Source organism: Catellatospora sichuanensis, assembly GCF_007483665.1.
In the GTDB taxonomy this organism is placed as follows: Bacteria; Actinomycetota; Actinomycetes; order Mycobacteriales; family Micromonosporaceae; genus Catellatospora; species Catellatospora sichuanensis.
Map to the genome: position 1 here is coordinate 52,705 of NZ_VIQO01000049.1, position 24,467 is coordinate 77,171.

Consider the following 24,467-nt stretch of genomic DNA (forward strand, 5'->3'; position numbering starts at 1 on the left):
TCGCCTTCCTCACCGCCCCGAAGAACTGTGCGACGAGCGTCGTTGTATTCGAGGTTAATGATCCGCCAGCGTCAGTTGCGTGCGATCTGGTAGTTCACCGAGTGCGGCCGGATCTTCGCCCATGATCACCGCCGAAGTCTGCCTGCCGTATCGGTGGCTGCGCTTCTCTGACCGGAGGCGCCGGTGCCTCGAGCCCACCGAGGTTACGAACGAAGTGACACTTTCGGTCGACGAGTCGGGTCCTGTTCAGCGCGGGCAAGCAGGTGGCGCGTGCGAGCCGCGGTCAGTCCATGCCCGCGTACCAACAACTGGACGGCTTCGCGGGCGAGGCTATGCCGTGACCACCCGATTTCAGCGACGGGCACGTGGCCTGTGGCATCACGCAGCGCGAGCAGAACCGCGGCGATGGCGGGACCGACCGATGACGCTCGGACTGCGAGGATCTGGTGACCGTAGTACCGCACGCCGTGGACGGCCGCCACCGCGAGCCGCGTCCGTGCGACGGTGACCTCGATGAAGAAGGTGCCATCGCAGTCGTGATCGTCGCGCTCAGTATGTGGGCCGTCGTCGTATGGCACCGGCTCCATGGCAATCACACGGATGCAACGGTGCTTCGCCGCCGCGGCCAGCATGTCTTGGGCTCGGGCATCAAACACGACGTGCGGCAGGCGTCTAGGCAGCCTCAGCAGGCCGGCTGCGAGCCCAGCCGCGGCCAGACACATGACTGTCACCAGGGTCATCGTATGAGTCCGATGCAGGTACACGGCCTGGGATCCACGCCGGCAGCGGTCCGCTGCTGGGTCAGGCAAGGGCCAAGGGCGCTCAAGATGTGAGCTCATTTCGGTCGGCGGTCACGGTTCGACGTCGCCGACCAGGCTTCCCGGCACACCTGGGCGGAGTCTACCTGCACATTTGTGGGCGGTTGGACCGCCACCTAAAGGGCTGGCAGGTGCCGGATCGCGGGCTGGTCTCGGCGGCATCATCGTCACCGGGGCAGTGATGTGACGCGCTGCCGCCCTGATCACCGGGACAGCGCGGTGCCCGTATTGCGAGTAGCCGGTGACGGGCCGTACCGTGTGGGCCGGTGTGCCGGGAAGCCTGGTCGGCGATGACGTTGCCGTCTTGTAGGAGTTGCCTTAGCTGCCATACCCGATGTCGATCTCGTCGGCTGTAGCGGCTTCGGCCTGCGGTGCGGCATTGTCTGAAGAGCTCAGGATTCGCTTGAGCATGCGTGCAGGCAGCGTCTGCCTGATCGTCGCGGGTCATATGGACTTCTCGACAGCGCCCACGCTGAGTAAGGTCACTGTCGCGGTGCTGCACACTCGGGCGGCTGTCAGCTTGGCGCTGGACATGTCGGCGGTCACCTTCGTCGACACTGCCGGTGTCGCAGCGGTGATCGCCTGCAGGCGCGAAGCAGTCCGCCGGAACCTGCCCTTCTCGGTAGTCGATCCGTCTGTGCCCGTGGCGGCGATGATGAGGTTGTGCGGTGTCGCCGACCTCCTGGGGATCGCGGCCGGCGACAGTCCGGGTGCCTGGCCTGAGCGGGCAACCTGCGCACCGCGATACCGCCATGGCGTCCGGCACCCTTCGAGATGCCAAGGCCAGCCCGAGCGGTCGCTATGTGAAGACACCGAAAGCCGCACGGACCTGCTGGGGTGTGCGTGTCGGCGGCGATCGGGCTGTGAGGTCCCGCCGACAGCGGGAACGGCGCGGCGCGGGTCACCGCGCCGGGAGGTTGTCGGCCAGGCGGGTGGCCAGCGGGCCGATGATCGCGAGCACGATGACGTACGCGGCGGTGAGCGCGTTGAGCTGCGGGAGGGCGACGAGGCTGGCGATGACGATGGAGAACTCGCCGCGGGCGATGAGGACGGTCCCGGCCCGCATCCGTCCCCTGCGGGCGGCTCCGTCACGGGCGGCGGCGTACCAGCCGGTGGCGATCTTCGTGGCGGCGGTGACGGCGGCCAGGACGAGTACGGCCGGCAGGACCGGGATCATGTCTCGCGGATTTATGGACAGGCCGATGGCGAGGAAGAACACGGCGGCGAACAGGTCGCGTAGCGGGGCCACGACACGGCGGGTGCGGTCGGCGACCTGACCGGTGAGCGCGAGCCCGACCAGGAACGCCCCGACGGCGGCCGAGGCCTGCAGCAGTTCGGTGACCCCGGCGACGAGCAGGGTGAGGCTGAGCACGCGCAGCAGCAGCAGTTCGGGGTCGTCGGTGTCGACGATGCGGGCCAGCGGCCCGCCGAGGCGGTGGGTGGCGGCGAAGGCGAGGCTGATCGCGGCGACGGCGGCGGCGACGCTGAGCGCGGCCTGCCACCAGGCTCCGCCTGCGGCGAGCACGGCCAGCAGCGGCAGGAACGCGGCCATGGCGACGTCTTCGAGGACCAGCACCGACAACACGGCGGGGGTTTCCCGGTTGGCCAGGCGCCGCAGGTCGTCCAGCAGGCGGGCGACGATTCCGGACGACGACACCCAGGTGATGCCGGACATGGCCAGGGCGCCGATCCAGCCGAGGCCGAGCAGCCAGCCGGCGACCGCGCCCGGGGCGGCGTTTAGCGCGAAGTCGATCCAGGCCGAGGGAATGTGGTGGCGGACGCTGGCGGTGAACTCCCCGACGGTGAACTCGAGTCCGAGGGTGAGCAGGAGCAGGATGACGCCGATGGAGGCGCCGGTGGCCACGAACGCGCCCGCGGCAGGCACCGGCGCGACGCCGCCCGGTCCGAGGGCGAGCCCGGCGATCAGGTACAGGGGCACCGGGGAGTAGCCGAAACGGCGGGCCAGTGCGGCGAGGGTCGCCAGCGCGGCCAGCACGATTCCCAGTTCGATCAGCAGCGCCGAGGATCCGTGCACCGTGTTATCCGCTGATGATGGCTTGGACGCCGGCGATGCCCTCGTGGGTGCCGATGACCACCAGGATGTCGCCAGGACGCAGGATCTCGTCGGGCCGGGGCGAGGCCACGACGGTGTCGTCGCGGACCACCGCCACGATCGACGCGCCGGTCAGGGTCCGGGCCCGGGTGTCGCCCAGCGGCCGCCCGGCGTACGGCGAAGAGCCGGTGACCGGCACCTGCCCGGCGCCGAGCCCGGGGATCTCCTTGGTCAGGTCGGCGAAGCGTTCGGCGATCCGCGGGGCACCCAGCACCTCGGCGACGACCTCGGCCTCCTCGGCGTCCAGCCGCCACAGCGGCCTCGGCGCATCGGGGTCGTCGCTGTAGGTCATGAACTCGACGTCGCCGCTGCGGCGGGTCACGACAGCGAACCGCTCGCCGCGGCCGGTGGTGAAGTCGTAGCGCACCCCCACGCCTGGCAGCAGGACCTCGGTGACCTCCACCTGCGTCATCATCACCGAGTACGGCGCACGGCGCGGCTAAACCATGGATTCTCAGCTGCGCGGCGGACCCGCGACCTCGGCGGTCAGCGCCACCGCGTCAGGGAGGTGTTCGGGGGCGGTCAGGTGACCCATCGATGCGATGATCCGCAGGAGTGTGTTCGTGGTGCGCTGGACTACTGGCGCCGGGCGCGGTGTTGGCAGGAACCAGTCGTGTTCGCCGACGGTGACCAGGCACGGTAGATGTGGCGCGGTCGGCCAGCAGCGCGACGGGCAGCGGCGGCGGGGCCAGGGTCGTGCGGCAATTCGCGGCCATCAGGGTCATCCACTCCGCCTCCGTCTCGGGTACGTTGCGGCCGGGGGGCGACGAACAACTGCAGCACGTCACGGGTGCGGTCAGCGGTGGGACGCAGCAGCCACGCTGCTGAAACACCGACGAGCTTCGGGTCGACGGTGAGCCGGACGAACCCTGCGGGTGACACCAGCAGGCGTGCGGCGACGCGGGGCGAGCCTGCCGCCAGCGCAACCGCCGCACCCAGCGTGTTACCCGCCAGCACCACGCCGTCCATCTGTGTGACGTCGAGGACTTCGTCCAGTACGCGGCCGTACCAGGCCAGCCTGGCTCGCGGTGGTCGGCGCGGGTCGCTGAGGCCCGGCTGGCCCGGCAGGTCGACGATGGTTGTCGGCCAGTGTTGCGACAGCGCACGCAGCCATGGCAGCGCCGCTGCGGCGTTGTGCCCGGTTCCGGGGAGGACGACGATACTCGGTTTATCAGTACCAGCCGAGGTGAGATGGACCTTCTCGGCTGTGGTGTCGACGGTCGTGGTGGCCAGCGGGAAGTCCGCTCGCCCCAGGGCGTCTGAACACAACTGCCGCACCGAGCTGACCGCGTGCGTTTCGGTACACGGACTGCATTGCTCCGGTGCGGGCGGGCGCGTGGTTGGTCCAGGTCGCACCCACCCGCGCGGCGGCGCGGGGCGTAGCGCTGGATATGACACAGGTTCAGGGCCTGGGAGCCGACGCCTGCGCCAGTTCCTTCCCGTCGGCGTCCAAAGCGGTTACCTGGGCGCCCTCGGCGGAGATGCCCGGCTTTCAGACCACGAACAAGTCGTCGTCGACGGCTGCTTGGACCATCTGCCCGGCTGGCAGTCGGGCTTGCACGCGGACGGCGCCGGAGGGCGGGCGGCCCAGCAGCAGAGGCCGTTGAGCACCGACTCGTAGCCGCCGTGGAACAGCAGCCGATCGCCAGCGCTGTCTTCGACCACGGTGCCGAATCGACCGGTGGTCGCGGCCGGTCCGCGCTGACAGGTGCCGATCCACCGCCCGCTGTCCAGTCGGTAGACACGCAGCCACGTCTGGCCGTCGCGCAGCGTCACCTCGGGGACCGGTTGCGTCTCAACCGGCTGGCCCAGGTCGGCCCAGCCGCTGATTGCACCGCTGCAGTTCGACGTCTTCTGACAGTGCCTGCGTTCTCGGATCGGGCCCGCCTCCCCAGCTGGCCAGCGCGAAAGTCGACGCGACGGCGGCCGTCCGCGCCCGCCGGGATCTTGCTCGGCGTTCGCCGCTCACGGAATCTCACTTTCTCGCCGGGTGCCGGAGTCTAGACCGTTCAGCGCCGGATCCGCGCACCCACGCACTGGGGTACCCGCGCCGTAGGGTACCCGTGCGCTACGGTGTGGGCCGGTGTGCCGGGAAGTCTGGTCGGCAAGCAGGACGCCTGTCGCTGGATTCATCTGGAGCACACCGTGATCACCGAAGCTCTGCTGGCAGTCGCCGGCCTCGGAGTTCGAAGCCGAGGGCGGCGCCGTGGTCGTCGCACCTGCCAAACGCGCGGCAGCCTGGTTCGAGCCGGTACGCACCGTGCTGGGCCTGGCCGGGGTACTGGCCGGTGCACAGCTACTGGTCGCCAACGCCCCCACAATCGCCGCCCAGCTCGGCGTGCCGCAGATCATCATCGGGTTCACGCTGGTTGCGTTGGGCACGTCGCTGCCGGAACTGGTCACCACGATCCAGGCACAGCGCCGCGGCGAGACCGATCTGGTCGTGGGCAACCTTTTCGGCAGCAACCTGTTCAACAGCCTCGCCGGCGGGGCGTTCATTGGCTTCGCGGCCGGCGTCGACCACCCCGGCACGGCCGCGCTCACGCTGCTGTCGGCGATGGTGTTCACTGCGGTGCTGGCATGGGCGCTGCTGCGGCGCGGTCTGCGCCTGACTCGCATCGACGGCGTGGTGCTGCTGGGTGTTTACGCGCTCACGCTGCCACTGCTACTGGCGTCCTGACCAGCACGAACACGACGTTGTTGCCGGGGTTCGGCAGCCTTTGGCTGTCGAACTCGGCCGAGTCCGAACCTAGAACCACAAGCCGGAGGCAGCCGATGCTGTGGCACATGACAGACGACATCGCCGTGCGGGCCGAGGACTTGACCAAGTTCTACGGCACCCGCCGCGGCATCGAAGGCCTCGACCTTGAGGTGCGTGCCGGGGAGGTAATGGGCTTCCTCGGCCCTAACTGCGCCGGCAAGACCACCACCATCCGGCTGTTGCTGGACTTCCTGCGCCCCACCTGCGGCCACGCCACCGTGCTCGGAATGGACCCCCGCCGGGATAAGGCCACACTGCACCGCCACATCGGCTACCTGCCCGGCGAGCTCGCGTTCCCGGGCCGGGAGAGAGCCGCCGACCTGCTGCGGTTCTTCGCCGACTCCCGCAGCGGCGTCGCCTGGCAGACCGTCACCGGCCTGGCCGAGCGCCTGGAACTGGACCTGTCGCGGCCGATCCACACCCTGTCCAAGGGCAACAAGCAGAAGGTCGGCCTGGTCCAAGCGTTCATGCACTCCCCCGCTCTGCTGATCCTCGACGAGCCGACCAGCGGCCTTGACCCACTGATGCAGCAGGAGTTCCTGGCACTGGTCCGCGAAGCGCGCGCCGCGGGGCAGACGGTGTTCATGTCCTCCCACGTTCTGGCGGAGGTGCAGCAGACCGCTGACCGGGTCGCGATCGTCCGCGACGGACGCCTGGCCGCCGTCGAACGGGTCGAGTCACTGGGCCGCCGCGCGGTGCGGACCGTCGAGATCCACTTCGACGGGCCGGTGGAGGTCGCCGAGTTCGCTGCGCTGCCCGGCGTCACCGACGTGACCGTCTCGGGACCGGTGCTGCGCTGCACCGTCGACGGCCGTCTGGACCCGCTCATCAAAGCCGCTGCCCGCCACGAGGTCGTCGACCTGCTGTCGACCGAACCCGACCTCGAAGAGACCTTCCTCAGCTTCTACTACCACTCCGAAGGAGCAGGCGATGTCCCCGCTGGTACGTAAGACCTGGCGCGACGACCGCCGCGCCATCATCGGCTGGGCGGCCGGCATCGCCGCGTTCACCACCGTCTACACCTCCTTCTACGCCAGCTTCCAAGGCGCCGCACAGCTCAAAGACGACGCCCTGCCCGAAGGCATGAAGAACTTCCTGTCGATCCAGGACATGACCTCCGGCACCGGCTACCTGCAGGCCACCGTCTACGGCCTCGTCGGACCACTGCTGGTGGTCATGGCCGCCATCATCCTCACCGTGCGCACCATCCCCCGACCCGAAGAAGACGGCGGCATCGAGCTGCTCATGGTCAACCCGCTGTCCCGGCGCGCGTTCGCCACCCAGCGCCTGACGGCGACCTTCATCACCGTGACCGCGCTGGCCGCCATTCCAGGCGTGCTGGTGCTGGCGATCGCACCCGGGGTCGGTATCGACGTGCCGGCAGCCAACATCATCTCGGCCTCGGCCGGGCTGGTCGCCCTGGCCTGTTGCTTCCTGGGCATCGCCTTCGGCGTGGGAGCGGCCACGGGCCGCCGTGGCATCGCCCTGGGCGTCACCGGTGCGCTCGCGGTCGGCACCTACATCCTGCGTGGCGTGTCCGGGATCGTCGACGGGGGAGCATGGCTGCGGTGGCTGTCACCGTTCCACTACTTCATCGGCACCGACCCGCTGCACACCGGCTGGCACCCCGCCCATCTGCTCGCTCTCGCGGCGGCAGGTGCCGTCGGCGCGGCCGTGGGGATCGTCATGTTCGACCGCCGCGACGTCGGTGTCTGAACCTCGGCCGCTGGGGCGGGACCTGGCCCGCCTGCCACCCGCCCCAGCCCGTCCACGCCGCTCTCCGGCCGAAGGACTCCCATGAGCGAAACCCATCCCACCTGGCTCACCGACGCCTGCGCAGAGCTGCTCCACACGAGCTCCGGGCGGCACCTGGCCGAAGTGAGCGCACTGGGCGCATGCGCTGCGAGCGCGTCGCTGACCAGCGCCGCCACCGTCGATGCGCTACTGCAGGCGGCAGCCGACCACTGGGCCGCAACCGACCCCGCTGACGCCCACGAGCACGGCCTGGCGATACTCGCCACGCTGCGGCAGGTCACCGCCGCAGTGCTCGACGGCTACCACCGCAGCGCCCGCGACGAAGCCACCCACCGCGAAACCGAACGCGCCGCATTCGTCGACGACCTGCTCGCCGCCCACCCCGACCCCGGACACCTCGCCGCCCGCGCCCAGCGCTACGGGATTCGCCTGTCCGGCCAGCACACCGTCATAGCGGCCCGCACCACCGGGCTGCCCCCAGCGGCGGCGTACGCCGTCGACGACGTCCTCGCCCAGCGCTTCGGCGCGGCCAACACCCTCACGACGCTGCGCGACGACGAGCTGATCTGCGTCGTAGCCGGCGGGCTGCGCGGCGTGCCCGCCGAACTCGCCCGCCACCTGCACACCCACCTTCCGGCAGGCAGCTGGCAGATTGCCGTCGGGCGCACCCACACCGGGCTGGGCGGCCTGGCGACCTCCCTCGCCGAGGCCCGCAACGCGCTGCACCTGGCAGACCGGCTCGGGTTCACCACCCCCGTCCTGCACGCCGCCGACCTGCTCGTCTTCCCGGTCCTGCTCCGCGACCGCGACGCCATCACCGACCTGGTCACTACCGTGCTCGGCCCGCTCACCCAAGCCCGCGGCGGCGCCCAGCCGTACCTGGACACCCTGGCAGTGTTGTTCGACAACGAAGGCAACCACACCGCCACCGCCCGGCAGCTGCACGTCAGCGTCCGAGCCGTCACCTACCGCCTCGACCGCATCCACGCCCTCACCGGCTACCACCCCGGCGAGCCCACCCAGCGATTCACGCTGCACACCGCGGTGCTCGGAGCCCGCCTGCTCGGCTGGCCCGGGGGTACCAATCGCTGATCGCGGATCTCACCCTGCCCACCGGCAGCCGGACTGTGCCTTTCCAGCCGGCATGCGGAGTTGCGGCCGCGTGCTGCCGCCCGGGTCAGCGCGCGTCCGGCACGCTGGCTCCTGAGGCAGGTCGGTACGTGGTCAGTCGTCGGGGTACTGCACGAACGTGCCTTCACGCCGAAAGCCGATCGTTGCGGTTACGATGCTGCCGCGGGAGTCGCCTGCACCGGCATCAATATGCATGCCGTCGGCCAAAGTCCGGACCAGCCACAAGCCACGGCTGGCGGGCGACCCAGGCTCTGGCTGCGCCCGTCCGTCGATTCCTGCGGGGATACCGGGACCCTGGTCGGATACGCGGCAGTAGATGGCGTCGGCGGCGGTCCACAGCTGCATCCCGCCCACGCCACCGCCATGGCGCACAACATTGGTGGCCAGCTCATACGCGACGAAGACCAGAGCGTCGACCCGGTCTGCGGGCATACCGGCCGCGTCGGCGTGGGCGGCTACCGCAGGGCGCAGACTGACCAGTTCGGCTTCGGTGAATGGCAGCTCGACGAGCAGTACCGCGTCGGGGGGCAGGCCCTGCGCCGGTGCCTGCTGAAACTGGCTGCCCGGTTCAGTCGCCATGTCGGGCCGTTGTCAGGGTCACCCTTGCCTGTTCCTGCATTCCGAGCGCGGCGAGAACGTCGAAGGAGATGCGTGTGCAACGGACGGTCATGCGCTGGCGGCCGGTGAGTCCGAGTGCGGTCTGGACGATCACCCCGGCCGTGGTGGTGTCCATGAACCTCAGTTGGGTCAGGTTCACGTCGATGTGGTCGTCGAGCGAGAGGGCCTCTGACAGGGCCAGGGTCAGTGGTTCGATGGCCCGGTAGTCGATTTCGCCGGCGATCCGGACGCCGGTCGGCACATGCTGGCGGCAGATCCGCAGCAGGGCGTCGTCGTGGTAGGTGACAGCGGTGACGTTCATGCTGTGGTTGTCGGCCGCAGTAGCGAGGGTCACGGTGTCGAAGCACTGCCGGTCAAACTGGCACGCAGCGGTGGCGTTCTGCCCGGCGAGCATCCGGGTCAGCCTCGACTCGTACTCCATCAGATCGGCCACACCGCCGACTGGCCGCAGCGCCCAGCACATGTCGCCGGTCACGCGCAGCCCGCCGTACCCGTCGCGGTTGGCCTGGTCGATCTGCGCCTGCCAGCGCACGATCGTCGCCGAAGGGTCGAATGACCCTTGCGGTGTGAAAAACTGCCCGCTTGCAGCGACCTGCAGTTGTCCCGAGCGGGCGGCCGACCCGATGCCCACGCCTCGGGCGGCCAGTTCGTCGGACAGGGCGGTCTGGCTGACGGACTCGGTCAGGCACAGCACCTTCTGGCCCAGCCGGAGGCCGTCACGCACGAACGCGGCGACGATGTCCAGGCGCTCGTCGTTGTCGGAGAATGTCAGGCAGGCGTGATCACCCGGTTTGAGGTCCTCCACCGACGTACCGCTCACTGCCAACTCCTCACACCCCGACACAGCGAGCACCAACGTAGCCCCTCCCACCGATCCAGCAGCGTCCTTCCCCTGCGGTGGCTGGCCAAACCCCATCCACGCCGTTGCTCCTGTGCCCGCCGACGCCAACGGACAGTTTTGGTAGGTCAGGGGCACGGCCGACCGGCCACCTGGGTGTGGCCGGAGCCGTTGATCACCGACGTCGGCCATGGCTGATCATGCGGGTAGGGTGGAGACAGGTGTGCCGGGAAGTCTGGTCGGCGAATCTATCTCGCCGACCACCGGAGGCCGTTATGTCCCCTTCCGTCCCTAGCAAGGTGATCTTCGGGCGGGGATCGTGGGCCGAGGCCCGGCGGCTGGCCGACATCCTGCGCCAAGAAACCGTCGGCGGCGCGCTCCTGCTCGCCGCAGCTGTGGCCGCGATGATTTGGGCCAACTCGCCCTGGTCGCCTGCCTACGGCGCGCTACGGGAGTTCACCGTCGGTCCGGCCTTCTTGCACCTGAACCTGCCGCTGGCCGTGTGGGCCGCCGACGGGCTACTAGCGATCTTCTTCTTCGTCGCCGGCCTCGAGCTCAAACGTGAATTCGTCGCAGGCGACCTGCGCGAGCCCCGCCGGGCGGTCGTGCCGATCGCGGCGGCCGCCGGCGGCGTGGTCGTGCCCGCGCTGATCTACCTGGCCCTTAACCACGCCGACGCGTCCGCGGCGCGCGGCTGGGCGATCCCCACCGCCACCGACATCGCCTTCGCCCTGGCTGTACTCGCCGTCATCGGCCGCAATCTGCCCTCGGCGTTGCGCACGTTCCTGCTCACCCTCGCCGTCGTCGACGACCTCATCGCGATCGCCATCATCGCCGTCTTCTACACCCAGAGTCTGCACCCGCTCCCCCTCGCCGCAGCACTGATCCCGCTGGCCGCATTCGCCGTCGCGGTCCAGCGCCGCCACCGCTCCCCCTGGCTGCTGCTGCCCCTGGCCACGGCGACCTGGGCCCTCGTGCACGCCTCCGGCATCCACGCCACCGTCGCCGGAGTGCTGCTGGCCTTCACCGTCCCGGTCCGGTCCAGGCCCGGCGGCGACGCCCACGGCGACCACGACCCCGGCCTGGCCGGACACTTCGAACACCGGCTCCGCCCGATTTCCGCAGGCATCGCCGTCCCGATCTTCGCCTTGCTGTCAGCCGGGGTGACCATCGGCGGCCTGAGCGGCCTGGCCGACGCCTTCACCTCCGGCATCACCGTCGGCATCACCGCCGGCCTGGTCATCGGCAAGACCGTCGGCGTGCTGGTGGCGACCGTCCTGGTGGCCCGGTTCACTGCGGCCACGCTCGACGAAGGCCTCGCCTGGTCCGACGTCCTCGGGCTGTCGATGCTCGCCGGCGTCGGGTTCACCGTCTCGCTGCTGATCGGCGAGCTGTCGTTCGGGCTCGGCACCGAAGCCGACTCCCACGCCAAGATCGCCGTTCTCGGCGGATCGATACTGGCAGCGGCGCTCGCGTCCATTGTGCTGCGGATACGCGCTAAAGCGTACCGCCGGATAGCTGAAGCCGAACAACGTGACACCGACCACGACGGAGTTCCCGACCTGTACCAGACGCCAGATGCACCTGCCGTAGACCGCTGATGCCGGGAACGCTTGCCCCCCGGCAGGTGGGCGGTAGCAGCACGCACGGCCTGCGCCGAATTGACACACGCCGGGCGGCCACCGACCGCGCGCTAGCACTTTGGACGGGCGGCACACCTAGATCCGCGACCACTGGCCGCCGTGGCAACCAGCGGACCGTCGGTTACGGGGTTTTCGAGGCCGGGCCTCGCCGACCACAGGTTCCGAGGCGGCGGCGTGCAACTGTCAGGCGACGAAGGTGTGAGCTATCACGGTGCGGAGGTATGCCGCACCGAGGCCAGCGCCGAGACTGGCAACGACGTTAAATACCGCGTAGCGCCGGCTGCCGCATGCGAACACAGGCAGCGCAAGAAACCGGCACGGCGATCGAAACACCAGTGGTGCTCGTCAGGTTCGTCTCCTGCGAGGCGTATGAGGTGACGGTACGGGGGCATCGGATCCTGGTGGACCAGCCCGCCGAGGCAGGCGGCGCGGACAGCGCCCCCACGCCCACTGAGATGTTCATAGCGTCGCTGGCCACCTGCGTCGCGTTCTACGCAGGCCGCTACTTCACCCGCCACGGCTACAGCCGCAACGGACTGTCCGTCGCGGTGGGCCACACCATGGCCGCCGACCGGGTCGCGGCGGTGCAATGACTCTGCGGGTACCCGCAGACTCGAGGCGGCGGGCGGCACTGCAGGCGGTCGCCTCACACTGCGCCTTGCACAACACCATTACCAACCCGCCGGAAATCACCGTCGGCCTGGCCTGACCCGCGCCGTACCGACAACCGGGGCGTGGTGTCGCCGGCCGCGGGTACGCGAAGCGGCCTCGGCAAGCTCACCGGCGCGATGCTTCGGCCTGCTGCCCGCTGCGCCCGGGTACCGGCACGTCCTCGTCGGCGGCGTCGCCGGCCGGGCGGGTGCCGTCGACCTGGAACGCCTGGTATTGCTCGGCCGTCACGGTCTGAAAGCCCCGGGCGGGTTCCCCTATGGCGTCCACCGCCGGGATCAGGTACTGCTGCGGACCCTTGCGGAGGAGGAAGAACGCCGCCGCGCCGAAAAAGACGAGGATCGACGTCCAGACGTTGAGGCGGACACCGAGGATCATCGTCGCGGGATCGGTGCGCATGGCCTCGATCCACACTCGGCCCAGCGTGTACAGCATCACGTACAGGGCGAAAGCACGGCCCCTGCCGAACTTGAACCGCCTGTCCAGCGCATACACCGCACCGGCGACGCCGAGGTTCCACAGCAGTTCGTAGAGGAACGTCGGGTGATACAACCCGTCGAGCAGCTGCGGGCGGCCGTCTGCGCCCTGCACCGCGCGGCCCGGATCGTCGGCCGACATTCGGTGGACCTGCAGGCCCCACGGAAGGTCGGTCCGGCCACCGTACAGCTCATTGTTGAACCAGTTGCCCAGCCGGCCCACCGCCTGCGCCAGCGGCAAACCCACCGCGATGCAGTCCGCCACGAAGCTCAGCGACATGCCGAGCTGGCGGCAGGCCAGCCACGCGCCGACCGCGCCACCGGCGACGCCGCCCCAGATGCCCAGACCGCCCTCCCAGATGTAGAGCGCCTTGACCAGGTCACCGCCCTCACCGAAGTACGCCCCCGGTGAGCTGAGCACGTGGTAGATCCGGCCGCCGACGATGCCGAACGGTACCGCCCACACCGCGATGTCCAGCACCGCCCACGGCGGGGCTCCCCGGCTGCGCATCCGCCGGTCGGTGACGACACAGGCGAGCACGATACCGGCGATGATGCACAGCGCGTACGCCCGCAGCGGCACCGGACCGAGCTGCCAGACCGCCGTGGACGGGGACGGGATGGAGGCAAGGTTCACGGCAGGGACACTACCGTGTTTGCGGCGGTGTCGTCGCTGCGTAGACGCCCGGGATCGGCGCCGTGGCACACGTCCATCGCACTGGTCCCGGCCTCGACGCCGGAAGCGAAGGCCAGGACGGTGCCATGTAGCTCACGCTAGCGGGGCAACACGGTGGCCTGGCGGTTCTCGTTCATCGACGCTGGACGCAGGAGTTGCGGGGGCACGAGCCTCAAGGCCAACGCCGGCCCGTCAGGGGTGCCCGGCCAGCACTTCGCCGCAGCCGCATCGTTTGGCCTATATGTCCGACAGCTGTCGCGCGGTAGCCCGGCAGGCACTTCACATCGCCCAATTGGCCGCCGTGTCGCATTTGCGACAGCCGGCGAGCCTGCAGGCATTTACGCTCCTGCCTTCGGTCCCTCGTAGCCGTGGGAGTCTCGTGACCATCTCAACCTCGCCTACACCCCAGCCTGACACCGGCGTCGCGCTACGCCGCGGACGCTTCTCGTTCCTGCACTCCCCCGTCCTCGCGGGCTTCCTGACCCTGGTCACCGCTGGTGTCGGTGTCTGGGGCGCGTTCACGCAGGTCGAGAACAAACAGCAGGGCACCCAGAATGACAGCCTGCAGCAGAGCGTCGATTCGCTGAAACAGGAGAACACGGCGCTGGGCGCTGAGAACAAGCGCCTCACCGACGAGGTCGCCACGCTGCGGTCCGCAGCGGCCGCGACACCCACCGCGAGCGCTCCAGGCTCCGGCAACTCCGGGCAGCCGCTGCCAGGAGAGGCCAACTGGAAGGTGCCCGCCGAGCTGACCGGCATCTGGCAGGGCACGGTCACCAGCCAGGCCGGCACGATCCGCTACAACGTCACCCTCGCGCTCAACTCCGACGGCCTCGGCAAGGGCGCCGAAGCCGGGACCGTGCGCTACCCGACGACAAGCGGCGACTGCCTGATGAAGGTGTTCCTCGTCGAGGTGCGTATCGACGGCGCCATCAAAGTCGACCCGGACGAACGCGCCGCCTCCGATCCCTGCGGTTACCAGCTGTACCCGGCAGCGGTGATCTCCCTGCGCGATGGGCGCGTCTGGTTCCAGAACGCCAGCAACTACACCGGAGCGCTGGCCAAGACACCGTAATACTGCCCAGCGGCCGGACGCCTTCAAGTCTGCGGATCGCTGCTGCGCCAGCTCGCCGCGCTGCCCGCGCGGCCATGACCGATGGAAGGCTCCGGCCCCCGTGACGCCGGAGCCTTCCGTCTTACTCCGCCACTACGATCATGTGGCCCTGGCCGGGGATGCCGTCCATGTTCGTCATGCTGTACATCTGGCTGGCGGTGGCCAGGTGGTGGTCGTCGTGGGCGGGGTCCCATACCACGAACTTGTCGATGTCGTAGGTGCCGTCGCCGTTCTGGATGCCGGAGTAGCCCTGCACGACCAGGTAGTGCATCGTGAAGGTGTCGTCGTTGTTCCACCACGGGATGTCCTTGGCCTGCACGACGATCGCCGCGGGCTGGTCTAGGTCGACGGAGCGGGCGAGCTTGTTCATCACCAGGTCCCACTTGGCGCTACCGGCGCCTTCGGCGGCGTAGTCGTGGTAGACGTAGTCCACGATCCCGGACTTGCCCGCCAGTTCGGCGTTGAGCACGTCGCGCGCGTCCCACGGGTTGGTGCCCAGTGAGTCGGTGCCGAGCTTGCTCGCGTAGCCGGCCTGGGTGTCCAGTGGCGTCTTGCCCAGTGACTTGAGGATCGCCTGCAGCGCGGTGGGTCCGCACCAGGTGCCGGTCTGCTGCTGGTCGCCGTCGACGTTGCGGCTGGCGACCCGCAGCGTCTGCTTCCAGCCGCCGTTGATCTCGATGTCGGTCCGTAGCACCGTCGTGCCACCGTTGGTGGACACGTAACTCGGCCCGTCACAGGATCTGTCGTTGCTGTAATACGCCGCTTGGCATGTCTGCAAGGTCAGGTCGCCGCCGGAGTCGATCATCGTGATTTTGCCGCGGATCACCGCCGAGGTGCTCAGCGGCTGGGTGTACAGGTGCGGCTTGACGGTGGTGCCGGAGAACTCCAGGCAGCCGGTGTAGACCACGCCCGGGTACGACGACACCGCGCACAGCTCCTCATCGCCGTCGAGGCCGTCGTTCTCGGCATCCTCGTCGGAGACGGTCGAGGTGCCCCACTTCTTGTCGGTGGACGGGTCGGCGACCGGCGCGACCACGGCATAGATGTTGTCGTAGGTGTGCACCGCGCCCGGATTGCTCGGGTCGAACGGGCCGACCTTCTTCACTGTGTTGCCGTAGTTGCCCTCGATGGTGGTGATCCGGCCGTCGGGCAGCACGTCGACGACGACGCCGATGTGCTTGCTGGAGTAGTAGTCGTAGCCGTAGAGGACCACGTCACCTGGGCGGATGTTGGTCTTCGACCGCAGCAGGCCCTTGTTGCGGCCCCACATCTCGAAGCTGCCGGAGTAGGGGAAGTACACGTCGATGCCGGCCTGCTGCCACGTCCACGACGCGAACATCGAGCACCACGGGTCGCCGCACTTGACGGTGCCGTGGTAGCCGTACGGGTTGCAGTTGTCGCCCCACTCGTCGGTGCCGAGCTGGCCGTAGGCGGCGTTGACGATCGCCGAGCGGGCGTTGGACGAGGCGACGCTGCCCGGGTTCGGCGTCGAGGGCACGGTCGGGTTGCCCGGCCCGCCCGTGGGCTTGGGGTCGTTGTCGCAGCGCGGCAGGATGATGTCGACCGAGCCGGTGGAGATGTAGAAGTCGGCCACCCACAGCCCGTCGCTGGTCTTGTCCCAGACCGCTGAGCCGCCGTAGTTGAACTCGCCGTAGGCCTGGCAGGTGATGGTGACGTAGCTGCCGCCGGCGTACTTGTCCACCACGCTGCCGGAGGTCAGGCTCTTGCCGTAGTAGCCGTTGAGGGTGGTCTTGGCCAGGAACCGGTTGCCGCCACCGCCGGACGGGCCGTCGCTGTCGCACTGGCGCATCACCAGGCCGGACGAGCCGGTGATGACGTAGAAGTCGGCGATCCACAGGCCGTCGCTGGTCAGGTCCCAGATCGTCGAACCGCCGTAGTTGACCTGCCCGTAGGCCTGGCACATGATCGTGACGTAGGAGCCCTCGCGGTACTTGTCGAACACGCTGCCCGAGGTCAGGCTCTTCTCGAAGTACCCGTTGAGCGTGGTGCGGATCTTGAACTGGGTTCCGCCGTCGTGGTTGGTGCCCCCGCCGCCGCTGATGCCCAGCGACGAGCACAGCGGCACGCCCGAGATGCGGCCGCTGGTGCCGGTGGTGACGAAGGCGTCGGGCACCCAGTACCCGTCGGTGGTGTAGATCCACAGCGTGGAGCCGCCGACGCTGACGCCGTAGTCCTGGCAGCGCACGTACAGGGTGCTGCCGTCGGGGTAGGCGTCGGTGCGGACCCGGTCGGCCGGGTCGGCGCTGCCGCGGCCGTCGATGGCGAACTTGACCGGATAGGGGCCGGAGTTCGAGCCGCCTGTGGTGGGGGTGCCGTTGATGCCGATGGACAGGCAGCGGGGCACTCCGGCGACGAAGCCGCCGGTGCCGGTGCGCACGTAGGCGTCGGGGATCCAGTAGCCCTCGCGGGTGTAGTCCCAGATGGTGCTGCCGCCGGCGGCGATGCCGGAGTCCTGGCAGCGCACGTAGATCTGCTCACCGGTGGTGTACAGATCGGTGGCGGTGCGGTTGTTCGGGTCCATGCTGCCGCGGCCGTCGATCGCGGTCGTGGCCGGGTACGGCCCGTACAGCGGGAACGTCGGGTCAGCCTGTGCGGGGGAGGCGATCGCCACCACGCCGGCCAGCGTCATCGCTAGGCAGGCGGCGGTGGCGAGCACCCGTTGCAGGGGTCGCAACGGAGGTGCTCCTTCAAGGGGGATCGTTGTGTGACCACGGCACTCCGGGGCGCCGTTTGATCAACATGACCGCCGAAGGTTATCGTGATCACTCACCTCAAGGAACCCTTGTCCTGATTTTTCATGGTTCTGTCATATCGAAGGGACATAGCCGTCCTGAGGGGATCCCGCCGGACGGTGTCGTCGGATGCCGAAGGCAGGTCACGTCCGACGACTTACACGTCTGCAATGGCAGTCGGCTGGCGCTGACGTCAGCCCTCGGACCTGGCGCAGACGTCACTACGGGGTGCCTCGACCCATATCGCGCTCGGCATCGCCGACCTGGTTCACGTGACGTGAACGATTGCGTCCAATGCGGTCAGAGCAAGGGCGTACTGCGGACGTAGGACGGTTCTGCGACCTGTCAGGCGGTGACGAGGTTGGCGTAGTCGGCGCAGGTCAGTGGGTCTTCGGTGAGTGCGCCGTTGCCGCGGGGAACGCCTACCCGGGCGCCTTGGCGGGTGAACACGACCTGGTTGATGTCGGGCCGACTCGACAGGGTGCAGACGAGTTGGCCGAAGGCGAGGACGTCGTCGCTGCGGCCGGTGCCTTCCAGCGCGGTGGACAGCTCGACGGTCGCGGAGCCTGCGGCGTCGGTCGCGGAGTTGATGGCGGTCGTGCCGGTCAGCGCGCTGGTCAGGTCCGCGTCCTGTTCAGCGGGTGTGGGCCCGGCCAGCAGGTGGGCGAGCAGCTGTTGGGCGTCGGGGTTGGCGGACACGCGGCGTTGCACGGCGACGAGGTGGCCGTCGCGCAGCAGGTAGAGCTTTTCGGTTGCGGGGCCGGTGGCCTCGGCAGCCGGTGTCGGGGCTGCCGGACTGGCTGTGGCGCTTTGTTCGATGATGCGTGCGGTGTCCTCGGCGGGTACGCCGCACCCGGTGGCGCCGGCGGCCAGCAGCAGGCCCAGGGCGGCGGCCGCAGCGGAGCGGGCGGGGTTCATGGCTGCTCCGGGGGTAGCTCGATGCGGAAGCGTGCGCCGCCGCCGGGCCGGTCGAGGACCTGCACGCTGCCGTCGTGGGCGGTGATGTGCTGGGCGACCAGGGCCAGGCCAAGGCCGGTGCCGTCGTTGTCGCCGCGGGCGCCGGCCGAGCGACTGCGTACGAACCGGTCGAAGATCGCCTCCCGGTCGGCGGGGCTGACTCCGGGGCCTTCGTCGTCGACTTGCAGGATCCTGGCGTCGGGCTGCTGGGCCAGGTGTACAGCGACCACGCCGCCGCCGTGGGCCTGGGCGTTGTCGATGAGGTTGGCGAGGACCTGTTCGATGCGTCGGCGGTCGACGCGCCACACGGGGCTGGTGCCGGGTCCGATGGTGACCAGCGTCGTCGGCAGGCCGCGGTGGCGGCACACCTGCCGGGCGAGGGCGGCGACGTCGACGGGCGCGGTGTCGGCGGGCTGGTCGCTGCGGGCCAGTTCGAGCAGGTCGGTGACGAGTTCCTGGAACCGCTGGACTTCCTCGACGACCAGTCCGGCGGCGGTGGCGGTGCGCTGGTCGAGCTGGTCGCGGCGGCGGTCCAGGACGCTGGCGGCGGCGGCGAGGGTCTGCAGCGGCGAGCGCAGCTCGTGGCTGACGTCTGCGGCGAAGCGCCGGTCGCGTTCCATCCGGGCCGACAGCTGGTCGACCATGTGGTTGAACGAGGTCGCCAGGCGGGCCAGGTCGGGTTCGGTGGCGGGGTCCAGGCGGGCTCCGAGGCGGCCGCCGGCGATGTCGCGGGCGGCGTCGGCGACGGTGGAAAGCGGACGCATGACGCGGCGGCTGGCGTACATGCCCAGCAGCGCCCCCGCCGCGGCCGTGCCCGCTGCGACGAGCGTGAGGACCAGGCCGAGAATCTTGAGGTTGCTGTCGAGTTCGCTCATGTAGTCGACCTCGTACAGCGCCGTCGAGTCCCCGAGCGGGATACCGAACACCATGGCGGCCCGCCCGCCGATACGCACCCGCTGCACGCCCGGTTTACCCTCTCCGACGAGGTCGACGACGCTTTGCGGAAGGCTGTCGGTCAGGTCGCTGTCCACGACGGTGCGGGAGTAGAAGTCGCCGTCACGCCAGATCAGCGCCCGGCGATTGGCGCCGGTGTCCAGCGAGCGCAGCACCGGCAGGACCTCGGGGTTGTCGGTGTCCAGGCCCGCGGCCACGATGCGGGCGTCGAACAGCACCGCCCGCTTGGCGGTGCGTTCGCGCTCGTCGAGCAGGTACCGCTCGGTGATCTGGTAGGACAGCAGCGCCATGGCCGCCGAGACGAGCAGTGCGCCGACGGCGAATCCGGCGGTGACCCTGGCGCGCAGACCGGGGCGCTTCATCGGGGCATCTTGTAGCCGAGACCGCGTACGGTCACCAGCCGGGCAGGCGTTCCGGGATCGTCTTCGATCTTCTGGCGGAGCCGACCGACGTGGACGTCGACGAGGCGTTCGTCGCCGAAGTCGTACTCCCAGACCCGTTCGAGCAGCTGTTGGCGTGACAGCACCTGCCCGGCGTGTTCGGCCAGTTCGCACAGCAGCCGAAACTCGGTGCGGGTCAGAGCCAGCGGCTGCCCGCGCAGCAGCACCTCCCCAGCTTGTGCCCGTACGTTCAGGTCACCGATGCGCAGCTGGTCTGCGGGTGCGGCCGGTCCGGTGCGGGCGCGGCGTCGCAGCGCTCGCAGCCGCGCCGACAGCTCCTTCATCGCGACCGGTTTGACCAGGTAGTCGTCGGCGCCGGCTTCCAGGGCCGCGACGATGTCGTGGGTGTCTTCGCGGGCGCTGACGACCACGATCGGCACATCGTCGTCGCGGCGCAGTTCACGGATGCACTGGAAGCCGTCGATTCCGGGCAGCATCAGGTCGACCAGCACCGTGTCGGCGGGCTCGCGCTGCTGGCGCAGCAGTCCTTCCTCGGCCGTCGCGGCGGTGTGCACCGTGTAGCCCTCGTCTTCCAAGGCCAGCGTCAGCGACAGCCGGATCCTGTCGTCGTCTTCGATCACCAGTACTGCAACCACCGCGGAATAATGACCGGCATTCACCGTGCGCGACAGGGCTGAGCAGCCGATCTGGCGATTTGTCACACAACTGTCACGGGTTCGCGCAACTTCTGCCACACCCCGAGCCGATCGTCTGCTGCACCCGATTCGAGGAGGGCGCAGGGTGAGGCGATCCGGGACAGTGACGTCCGGCCCGACACCGGCCTGGCCGGCTCGCGGATGCCGGTGCGGCTGGTGAGCGGGCTGCGGTTGCGGCTTTACTCCAGCCCGGTCGGGCTGTACCTGATCGCCGAAGGCGTCCTGGATACCGGCAGCGTGCACCAGCTGACCCGCGCTGTGGACCTGGCGATACACCGTCTGAACCCGGCCCGGTTTACCGTCGATGTCGGCGGGCTGGACTTTGTCGACGTCGCCGGGGTCGCCACGCTGATCGCCTGCCGGCGGCAGGCCCACGCCCGCGGCGTCGGGTTCCGCATCGTGCAACCCACCGCGCAGATCAAGGCGACGGCCAGCGCCTGCGGAGCCGGGGACCTGCTCTGCCCGCCGGACGACAACCGGCCGCAACCCGCAGGTGCCCTGCGGCGGCGCAGCCACCTGCCGGGGCTGAACTGCCTGCGCGCCCCACGCCACGCCCGCCGGGCTAGCCGCGGCCAAGCCAGCGGCTGACGGCGCCCGCCCTCGGAGACACCCGCGATGGCCGACCTGCTGCACCTGCGGCTGTACTCGTCGCCGGCCGGACCGTGTATGGGAGCACGTGGCCGCCTCGACGCCAGGACCTGCCATCGGCTGTCAGCAGGCGTCGCCGTCATGGTTGAACACCTCGCCGCCGACCGGATCCTGCTCGGCCTGCTCGACCTGGACGCTGTCGATGCCTGCGGCGTCGCCACCTTGAAGCAGCTGCAGTCGCACGCCCGCCGGCACGGCGTGCGGCTGACCGCCGTCGATCCCACCGCAGGTGTGGGCCGCGATCTGCGCACTGGGCGGTGGCGGCCTGTTCGAGGGCACCGCCATTGCCGATGCCGCCTGGTCCTGGCGCAGCCCGGCAGCGCGACCGCGGCGACGCCGCCCCGCCCACGCCTTGCGCGCCCGCTGGCACGCGGTGATCGGCGCCCGCCCCCGGTGAGACCCCTGGGCGCTCGGACACTACCGGCGGTCGGCGGCGTGCCGGGGCGCACGCGGTGCCGCAGGCACCAAGACAAGACGCCGCTCATGATCGAATTCCTGCAGCGTTCGCGCCACCTGCGGCCCCGGTGAGCGCAGGGCCAGCCGGCCGCCGAGATGGACGACGCGGCGCTGAGCTTCCAGCAGCAGCAGGACACCCGCCGCGTCGACCGCACGGCAGCCGGCAAGGTCGACGACCAGCTCGCGGGGCCGCAACCTCAACGCCTCGTGCAACACCTGATCGACCTGCCCGCTCGACCAGGCGTCCAGGTCGCCACGGACCGTGACCTCGACAACCGGCACGTGCCACGCCGCCACCGGGCCGCCCATGTTGGCGCCGTTCACCGCAACCTCCTCCGTCGATCGGCGGTCAGCCTCAAGGCCCGCGATAACGACGATCCCGCGGTCGCATGACAGTTGTATGACAGGCACGACGGGCTGCCCGCGCGCCGATGCCGGCGCACGCCGAAACCCGTGGTCGGCACCTGCTCGACGTGACGCGGCAGGCCTGGACAACGGCCCGCCGGCCGCGGCGCACGCGGCCGCCGGGTTTGTCATACAACTGTCATGGGTTTGCGTGCTTACCGCCGCACGGGCTGGAAAAGGTGAGATCACTCAGCAGGGAGGTGGCAGGTGGACGAGGTGAGCCGAGCGTCGCAGACGACGCAGGTCGTGCCTTTACGCACACGTCGGCCAGCCCGTCGTGCACTACCTGCGCGCGACCCCGGACCGGCGGGAGCTGACCAGCATGTACCTGGCCTGTGACGGGCTGCTGGCGATCCCGGTGCACCACGGCACGGCCGCGCACGCCCACGAGTTCGTCGCCGCGCACCGCGCGGCGCCCGTGGTGGTCAGCGAACTGACCTGCGACGGCACCGATCTGCCCGGCGCGGTCGTCGTCAACCCGCACGACACCGCCGCGTTCGCCATCGCGATCGCGCGCATCGCCGGCGTCAGCGAGCCGGTACCCCACGCCCGAGCCGCAGCACCCGGACCCACGCCGCAGGCCTGGGCGCAGCGGCTGCTCGACGGCATCGACGCCCGCACCGCCACGCACCCCCTGCCGCACCCGCGCAGGCAGATGCCCGCACCGGGGCGCGCCCGCCCGGCCGGGTACCCGGCACCGCACGCAACACCAAGGAAGATCGACGCATAGTGACCATCCCGCTCGACCAGCAGCACCTGCTGCGGCGCGCGCACGGCAGCCTGCTGCTCGCCGCATGCGCGGACCTGATGGCCGCACCGCTACATGGCCGCACCACACCCGAACCCGCGCAGATAGAGGTGATCCTGCGTGCCACGCCACGCCTACTCGTCGCCAGCCCCGCTGCGATCCAGATGGTCGTGCTCGCCGAGCACCTCGGCGCCAACGGCGGGCGAATCAACGACGACGTTCTCGCCGCGGACCTGGCCACGGAATGGCCCGCCGACCGGCCCGAACTATCCGGCACCACCACCTCCCGCGTGCTGAGGGCAGTGGCAGCCGGAACACGCTGGTGGCAGATCGCCCCAGAAGTTCATCACGGCCAGGGCAGCTTCGGTAGCGTCGCCGCCGTGCGCGCGTGCGCGGCCGGTCTGGTTCCCGGCAACGGCGCGGCCGCGGCCGCGGCCCTGGGACGCAGGTCGGCCGGGATCACGCACACACACCTGCTGGCCCGTGACGGCGCGGCTGCCACCGCCGCCGCGGTCGCGCTCGCCGCCCAGGCCCAGCCCGCGACCCCGGCCGACAGGTACCGGTTCCTGTCGGCGGTCGCCGCGCAGATGCGCACCGCGGAGTTCCGTACCGCGCTGCGTACCGTGCAGACGCTGGTCCGTCACCGCAGCGCCCCGGCCGAGACGGCCGCGACGCTGGGCGCCGACCGGACCGCGCTGCGCAGCGTGCCCGCCGCGTTGACCGCGTTCCTGCGCCACTGCGACGATCCCGCCGCCGCGACCCGCTATGCGCTGATGATGGGCGGACAGACCCGGACCACCGCCGCCATCGTCGGCGCGATCAGCGGTGCCCGCCATCCCGAATACACCTTGGCCATGCCGTGGCGGCCCGACCTCATGCGGCTGCTGCGCCTGCGTGCCGCAGCCGCGGCCCTGTCGGCCGCCACCGGACGGCGCGGTGACCGGTGGCCCGGCGATCACCGCACCGGGCAGGGGCCATGACCGACGATCTCTCACTGCGCCTGGCCGGTGAGCACCGGGTGCTGAGCGTCTGCGCGGTCGGCGAATAGCACACCGACACCGCGCACCGGCTGCCGAAGGCCGTCGTCGGTCCGCTGCGCCAGCACGCTCCCGTCCTGGTCCGGCTGGATCTGAGCGCCATCACCCGGGTCGACGCCGTCGGCGTGATTGCGATCATGCTGTGCGCGCGGCAGGCGGCCCGGCGTGGGGCCGCTTTCACGGTCACCGGGCACTGCCCCGCGGTGGCGGCGGCCATGCGCGCCAACGGCGCCAGCCACCTGCTGCCCGCGCCCACGACGCGGCACGCGATGGCGCTGAGAGTGCCACGGACCGGCACCGTCTGCCGTGCCACGGCGCACCCGCCGCGACCAGACGGCCCGCACCCGGCCGGAGACCCGCCGTGAACCAGGCACTGCACCTGCGGCTGCACAGTTGCGACTCCAGCCTGCAGTTGATCGCACGGGCCGCCTCAGCACCGACACCGCACGCCAGCTCGGCCAGGCCATCAGCATGGCCCTGCACCGGCTGCGCGCCGCCCGGTTCACCCTCGGCCTGACCGCCGTCGACACCATCGACGCCGCCAGCGTCGTCGCACTGATCCGAGGCCGTTTGGAGGCCGAGCTCTGCCACGTTATCCTGACCATCGCAGGCCCCTCCCCGCAGCTGGCCGAAGCCATGCGTATGCACGCCAGGGCCGCCCCGGCTGTCGCCGATGAGCTTCCACCCCAGGACCGGACACCGGGGTTCTCACGCTGCGAGGGCGTGGTCGTGACGATACCCGAGGCGGACCTCGGTGGGTGTGCGGTATCCGAGGGTGGAATGTAGACGGTTGGCGTTGTA

At 70.0% G+C, this 24,467-nt stretch carries 24 protein-coding genes and 3 pseudogenes; 13 read left to right on the forward strand and 14 right to left on the reverse strand.

Annotated elements, in window-relative coordinates:
• Positions 1-203 precede the first annotated feature (203 nt).
• A complete protein-coding gene (locus FLL47_RS41080; protein WP_144128103.1) occupies positions 204-740 on the reverse strand; it encodes a hypothetical protein in 537 nt (178 codons plus the stop codon).
• Between the two features lie 487 nt (positions 741-1,227).
• On the opposite strand from FLL47_RS41080, the pseudogene FLL47_RS45305 reads away from it, so the two are divergent.
• A pseudogene (locus tag FLL47_RS45305) lies at positions 1,228-1,494 on the forward strand (STAS domain-containing protein); the annotation flags it as partial.
• 225 nt (positions 1,495-1,719) lie between these two features.
• Here the strand turns inward: FLL47_RS45305 and FLL47_RS41090 are convergent.
• The 3 genes from FLL47_RS41090 to FLL47_RS41100 form a co-directional block, all read right to left on the reverse strand.
• Positions 1,720-2,853: a cation:proton antiporter gene (locus tag FLL47_RS41090; protein ID WP_144128105.1), complete on the reverse strand. Its 1,134-nt coding sequence runs from the start codon at positions 2,851-2,853 to the stop codon at positions 1,720-1,722.
• A 4-nt stretch (positions 2,854-2,857) separates the two neighbouring features.
• A complete protein-coding gene (locus FLL47_RS41095) occupies positions 2,858-3,343 on the reverse strand; it encodes a cation:proton antiporter regulatory subunit (RefSeq protein WP_222106433.1) in 486 nt (161 codons plus the stop codon).
• A gap of 164 nt (positions 3,344-3,507) precedes the next feature.
• On the reverse strand, positions 3,508-4,209 hold the full coding sequence (locus FLL47_RS41100; RefSeq protein WP_186316227.1) for an alpha/beta fold hydrolase: 702 nt from the start codon (positions 4,207-4,209) through the stop codon (positions 3,508-3,510).
• A gap of 940 nt (positions 4,210-5,149) precedes the next feature.
• On the opposite strand from FLL47_RS41100, the pseudogene FLL47_RS41105 reads away from it, so the two are divergent.
• The 4 genes and pseudogenes from FLL47_RS41105 to FLL47_RS41120 form a co-directional block, all read left to right on the forward strand.
• A pseudogene (locus tag FLL47_RS41105) lies at positions 5,150-5,611 on the forward strand (sodium:calcium antiporter); the annotation flags it as partial.
• 107 nt (positions 5,612-5,718) lie between these two features.
• Entirely contained in the window at positions 5,719-6,642 is a 924-nt protein-coding gene (locus FLL47_RS41110; protein ID WP_246159317.1) for an ABC transporter ATP-binding protein, read from the forward strand.
• Complete coding sequence (locus FLL47_RS41115) at positions 6,623-7,408, forward strand: ABC transporter permease subunit (protein ID WP_144128109.1); 786 nt, start codon at positions 6,623-6,625, stop codon at positions 7,406-7,408. The genes FLL47_RS41110 and FLL47_RS41115 overlap by 20 nt, the downstream gene beginning before the upstream one ends.
• Before the next feature lie 81 nt (positions 7,409-7,489).
• The gene (locus FLL47_RS41120) at positions 7,490-8,539 is read left to right on the forward strand and encodes a PucR family transcriptional regulator (RefSeq protein ID WP_144128110.1); all 1,050 of its coding nucleotides are present in this window, start codon (positions 7,490-7,492) and stop codon (positions 8,537-8,539) included.
• A 132-nt stretch (positions 8,540-8,671) separates the two neighbouring features.
• Here the strand turns inward: FLL47_RS41120 and FLL47_RS41125 are convergent, their stop codons facing one another.
• Positions 8,672-9,157 carry an ATP-binding protein gene (locus tag FLL47_RS41125; RefSeq protein WP_144128111.1) on the reverse strand — a complete coding sequence of 162 codons (486 nt, stop codon included), beginning with the start codon at positions 9,155-9,157 and terminating at the stop codon, positions 8,672-8,674.
• Entirely contained in the window at positions 9,147-10,016 is an 870-nt protein-coding gene (locus tag FLL47_RS41130) for an MEDS domain-containing protein (RefSeq protein ID WP_186316228.1), read from the reverse strand. The genes FLL47_RS41125 and FLL47_RS41130 overlap by 11 nt, the downstream gene beginning before the upstream one ends.
• A gap of 293 nt (positions 10,017-10,309) precedes the next feature.
• Here FLL47_RS41130 and nhaA point away from each other — a divergent pair, with 293 nt between their 5' ends.
• Positions 10,310-11,635, forward strand: a complete 1,326-nt coding sequence (nhaA, locus tag FLL47_RS41135; protein WP_144128113.1) for a Na+/H+ antiporter NhaA — start codon at positions 10,310-10,312, stop codon at positions 11,633-11,635.
• 416 nt (positions 11,636-12,051) lie between these two features.
• A complete protein-coding gene (locus FLL47_RS44575; protein WP_246159318.1) occupies positions 12,052-12,270 on the forward strand; it encodes an OsmC family protein in 219 nt (72 codons plus the stop codon).
• A gap of 184 nt (positions 12,271-12,454) precedes the next feature.
• On the opposite strand, the gene lgt is transcribed toward FLL47_RS44575, so the two are convergent.
• Positions 12,455-13,459: a prolipoprotein diacylglyceryl transferase gene (lgt, locus tag FLL47_RS41145; protein WP_246159319.1), complete on the reverse strand. Its 1,005-nt coding sequence runs from the start codon at positions 13,457-13,459 to the stop codon at positions 12,455-12,457.
• Between the two features lie 418 nt (positions 13,460-13,877).
• Between lgt and FLL47_RS41150 the strand changes: the two genes are divergently transcribed.
• Entirely contained in the window at positions 13,878-14,573 is a 696-nt protein-coding gene (locus tag FLL47_RS41150) for a bZIP transcription factor (protein ID WP_144128114.1), read from the forward strand.
• 121 nt (positions 14,574-14,694) lie between these two features.
• On the opposite strand, the gene FLL47_RS41155 is transcribed toward FLL47_RS41150, so the two are convergent.
• The 4 genes from FLL47_RS41155 to FLL47_RS41170 form a co-directional block, all read right to left on the reverse strand.
• Positions 14,695-17,307, reverse strand: coding sequence for a CHAP domain-containing protein (locus FLL47_RS41155; protein WP_144128115.1), 2,613 nt, complete (start codon positions 17,305-17,307; stop codon positions 14,695-14,697).
• A gap of 403 nt (positions 17,308-17,710) precedes the next feature.
• Positions 17,711-18,283: a GerMN domain-containing protein gene (locus FLL47_RS41160; RefSeq protein WP_144128116.1), complete on the reverse strand. Its 573-nt coding sequence runs from the start codon at positions 18,281-18,283 to the stop codon at positions 17,711-17,713.
• Positions 18,280-19,638 (reverse strand): HAMP domain-containing sensor histidine kinase, encoded by a 1,359-nt coding sequence (locus tag FLL47_RS41165; RefSeq protein WP_144128117.1) that lies wholly within the window; start codon positions 19,636-19,638, stop codon positions 18,280-18,282. Before FLL47_RS41165 ends, FLL47_RS41160 begins: the two co-directional genes overlap by 4 nt.
• Positions 19,635-20,312: a response regulator transcription factor gene (locus tag FLL47_RS41170; RefSeq protein ID WP_144128118.1), complete on the reverse strand. Its 678-nt coding sequence runs from the start codon at positions 20,310-20,312 to the stop codon at positions 19,635-19,637. Before FLL47_RS41170 ends, FLL47_RS41165 begins: the two co-directional genes overlap by 4 nt.
• 207 nt (positions 20,313-20,519) lie before the next feature.
• Here FLL47_RS41170 and FLL47_RS41175 point away from each other — a divergent pair, with 207 nt between their 5' ends.
• Entirely contained in the window at positions 20,520-20,960 is a 441-nt protein-coding gene (locus FLL47_RS41175; RefSeq protein WP_186316229.1) for an STAS domain-containing protein, read from the forward strand.
• A gap of 123 nt (positions 20,961-21,083) precedes the next feature.
• Here FLL47_RS41175 and FLL47_RS41180 read toward each other — a convergent pair whose 3' ends face one another.
• Both FLL47_RS41180 and FLL47_RS43480 read right to left on the reverse strand, forming a co-directional pair.
• The gene (locus FLL47_RS41180; protein ID WP_144128120.1) at positions 21,084-21,305 is read right to left on the reverse strand and encodes a hypothetical protein; all 222 of its coding nucleotides are present in this window, start codon (positions 21,303-21,305) and stop codon (positions 21,084-21,086) included.
• 132 nt (positions 21,306-21,437) lie between these two features.
• Positions 21,438-21,800: an STAS domain-containing protein gene (locus FLL47_RS43480; RefSeq protein WP_186316230.1), complete on the reverse strand. Its 363-nt coding sequence runs from the start codon at positions 21,798-21,800 to the stop codon at positions 21,438-21,440.
• A 346-nt stretch (positions 21,801-22,146) separates the two neighbouring features.
• Between FLL47_RS43480 and FLL47_RS41190 the strand changes: the two are divergent.
• Both FLL47_RS41190 and FLL47_RS41195 read left to right on the forward strand, forming a co-directional pair.
• A pseudogene (locus FLL47_RS41190) lies at positions 22,147-22,611 on the forward strand (trehalose-6-phosphate synthase); the annotation flags it as partial.
• Entirely contained in the window at positions 22,611-23,609 is a 999-nt protein-coding gene (locus tag FLL47_RS41195; RefSeq protein ID WP_144128123.1) for an ADP-ribosylglycohydrolase family protein, read from the forward strand. The pseudogene FLL47_RS41190 and the gene FLL47_RS41195, both read left to right, overlap by 1 nt.
• An 11-nt stretch (positions 23,610-23,620) precedes the next feature.
• Here the strand turns inward: FLL47_RS41195 and FLL47_RS44580 are convergent, their stop codons facing one another.
• Entirely contained in the window at positions 23,621-23,860 is a 240-nt protein-coding gene (locus FLL47_RS44580) for a hypothetical protein (protein ID WP_246159320.1), read from the reverse strand.
• Between FLL47_RS44580 and FLL47_RS45310 the strand changes: the two genes are divergently transcribed.
• Together FLL47_RS45310 and FLL47_RS41205 are read left to right on the forward strand one after the other, a co-directional pair.
• The gene (locus tag FLL47_RS45310; RefSeq protein WP_425457829.1) at positions 23,744-24,031 is read left to right on the forward strand and encodes an STAS domain-containing protein; all 288 of its coding nucleotides are present in this window, start codon (positions 23,744-23,746) and stop codon (positions 24,029-24,031) included. The genes FLL47_RS44580 and FLL47_RS45310 overlap by 117 nt on opposite strands.
• A gap of 106 nt (positions 24,032-24,137) precedes the next feature.
• On the forward strand, positions 24,138-24,452 hold the full coding sequence (locus FLL47_RS41205) for a hypothetical protein (RefSeq protein ID WP_144128124.1): 315 nt from the start codon (positions 24,138-24,140) through the stop codon (positions 24,450-24,452).
• Positions 24,453-24,467: the final 15 nt, after the last annotated feature.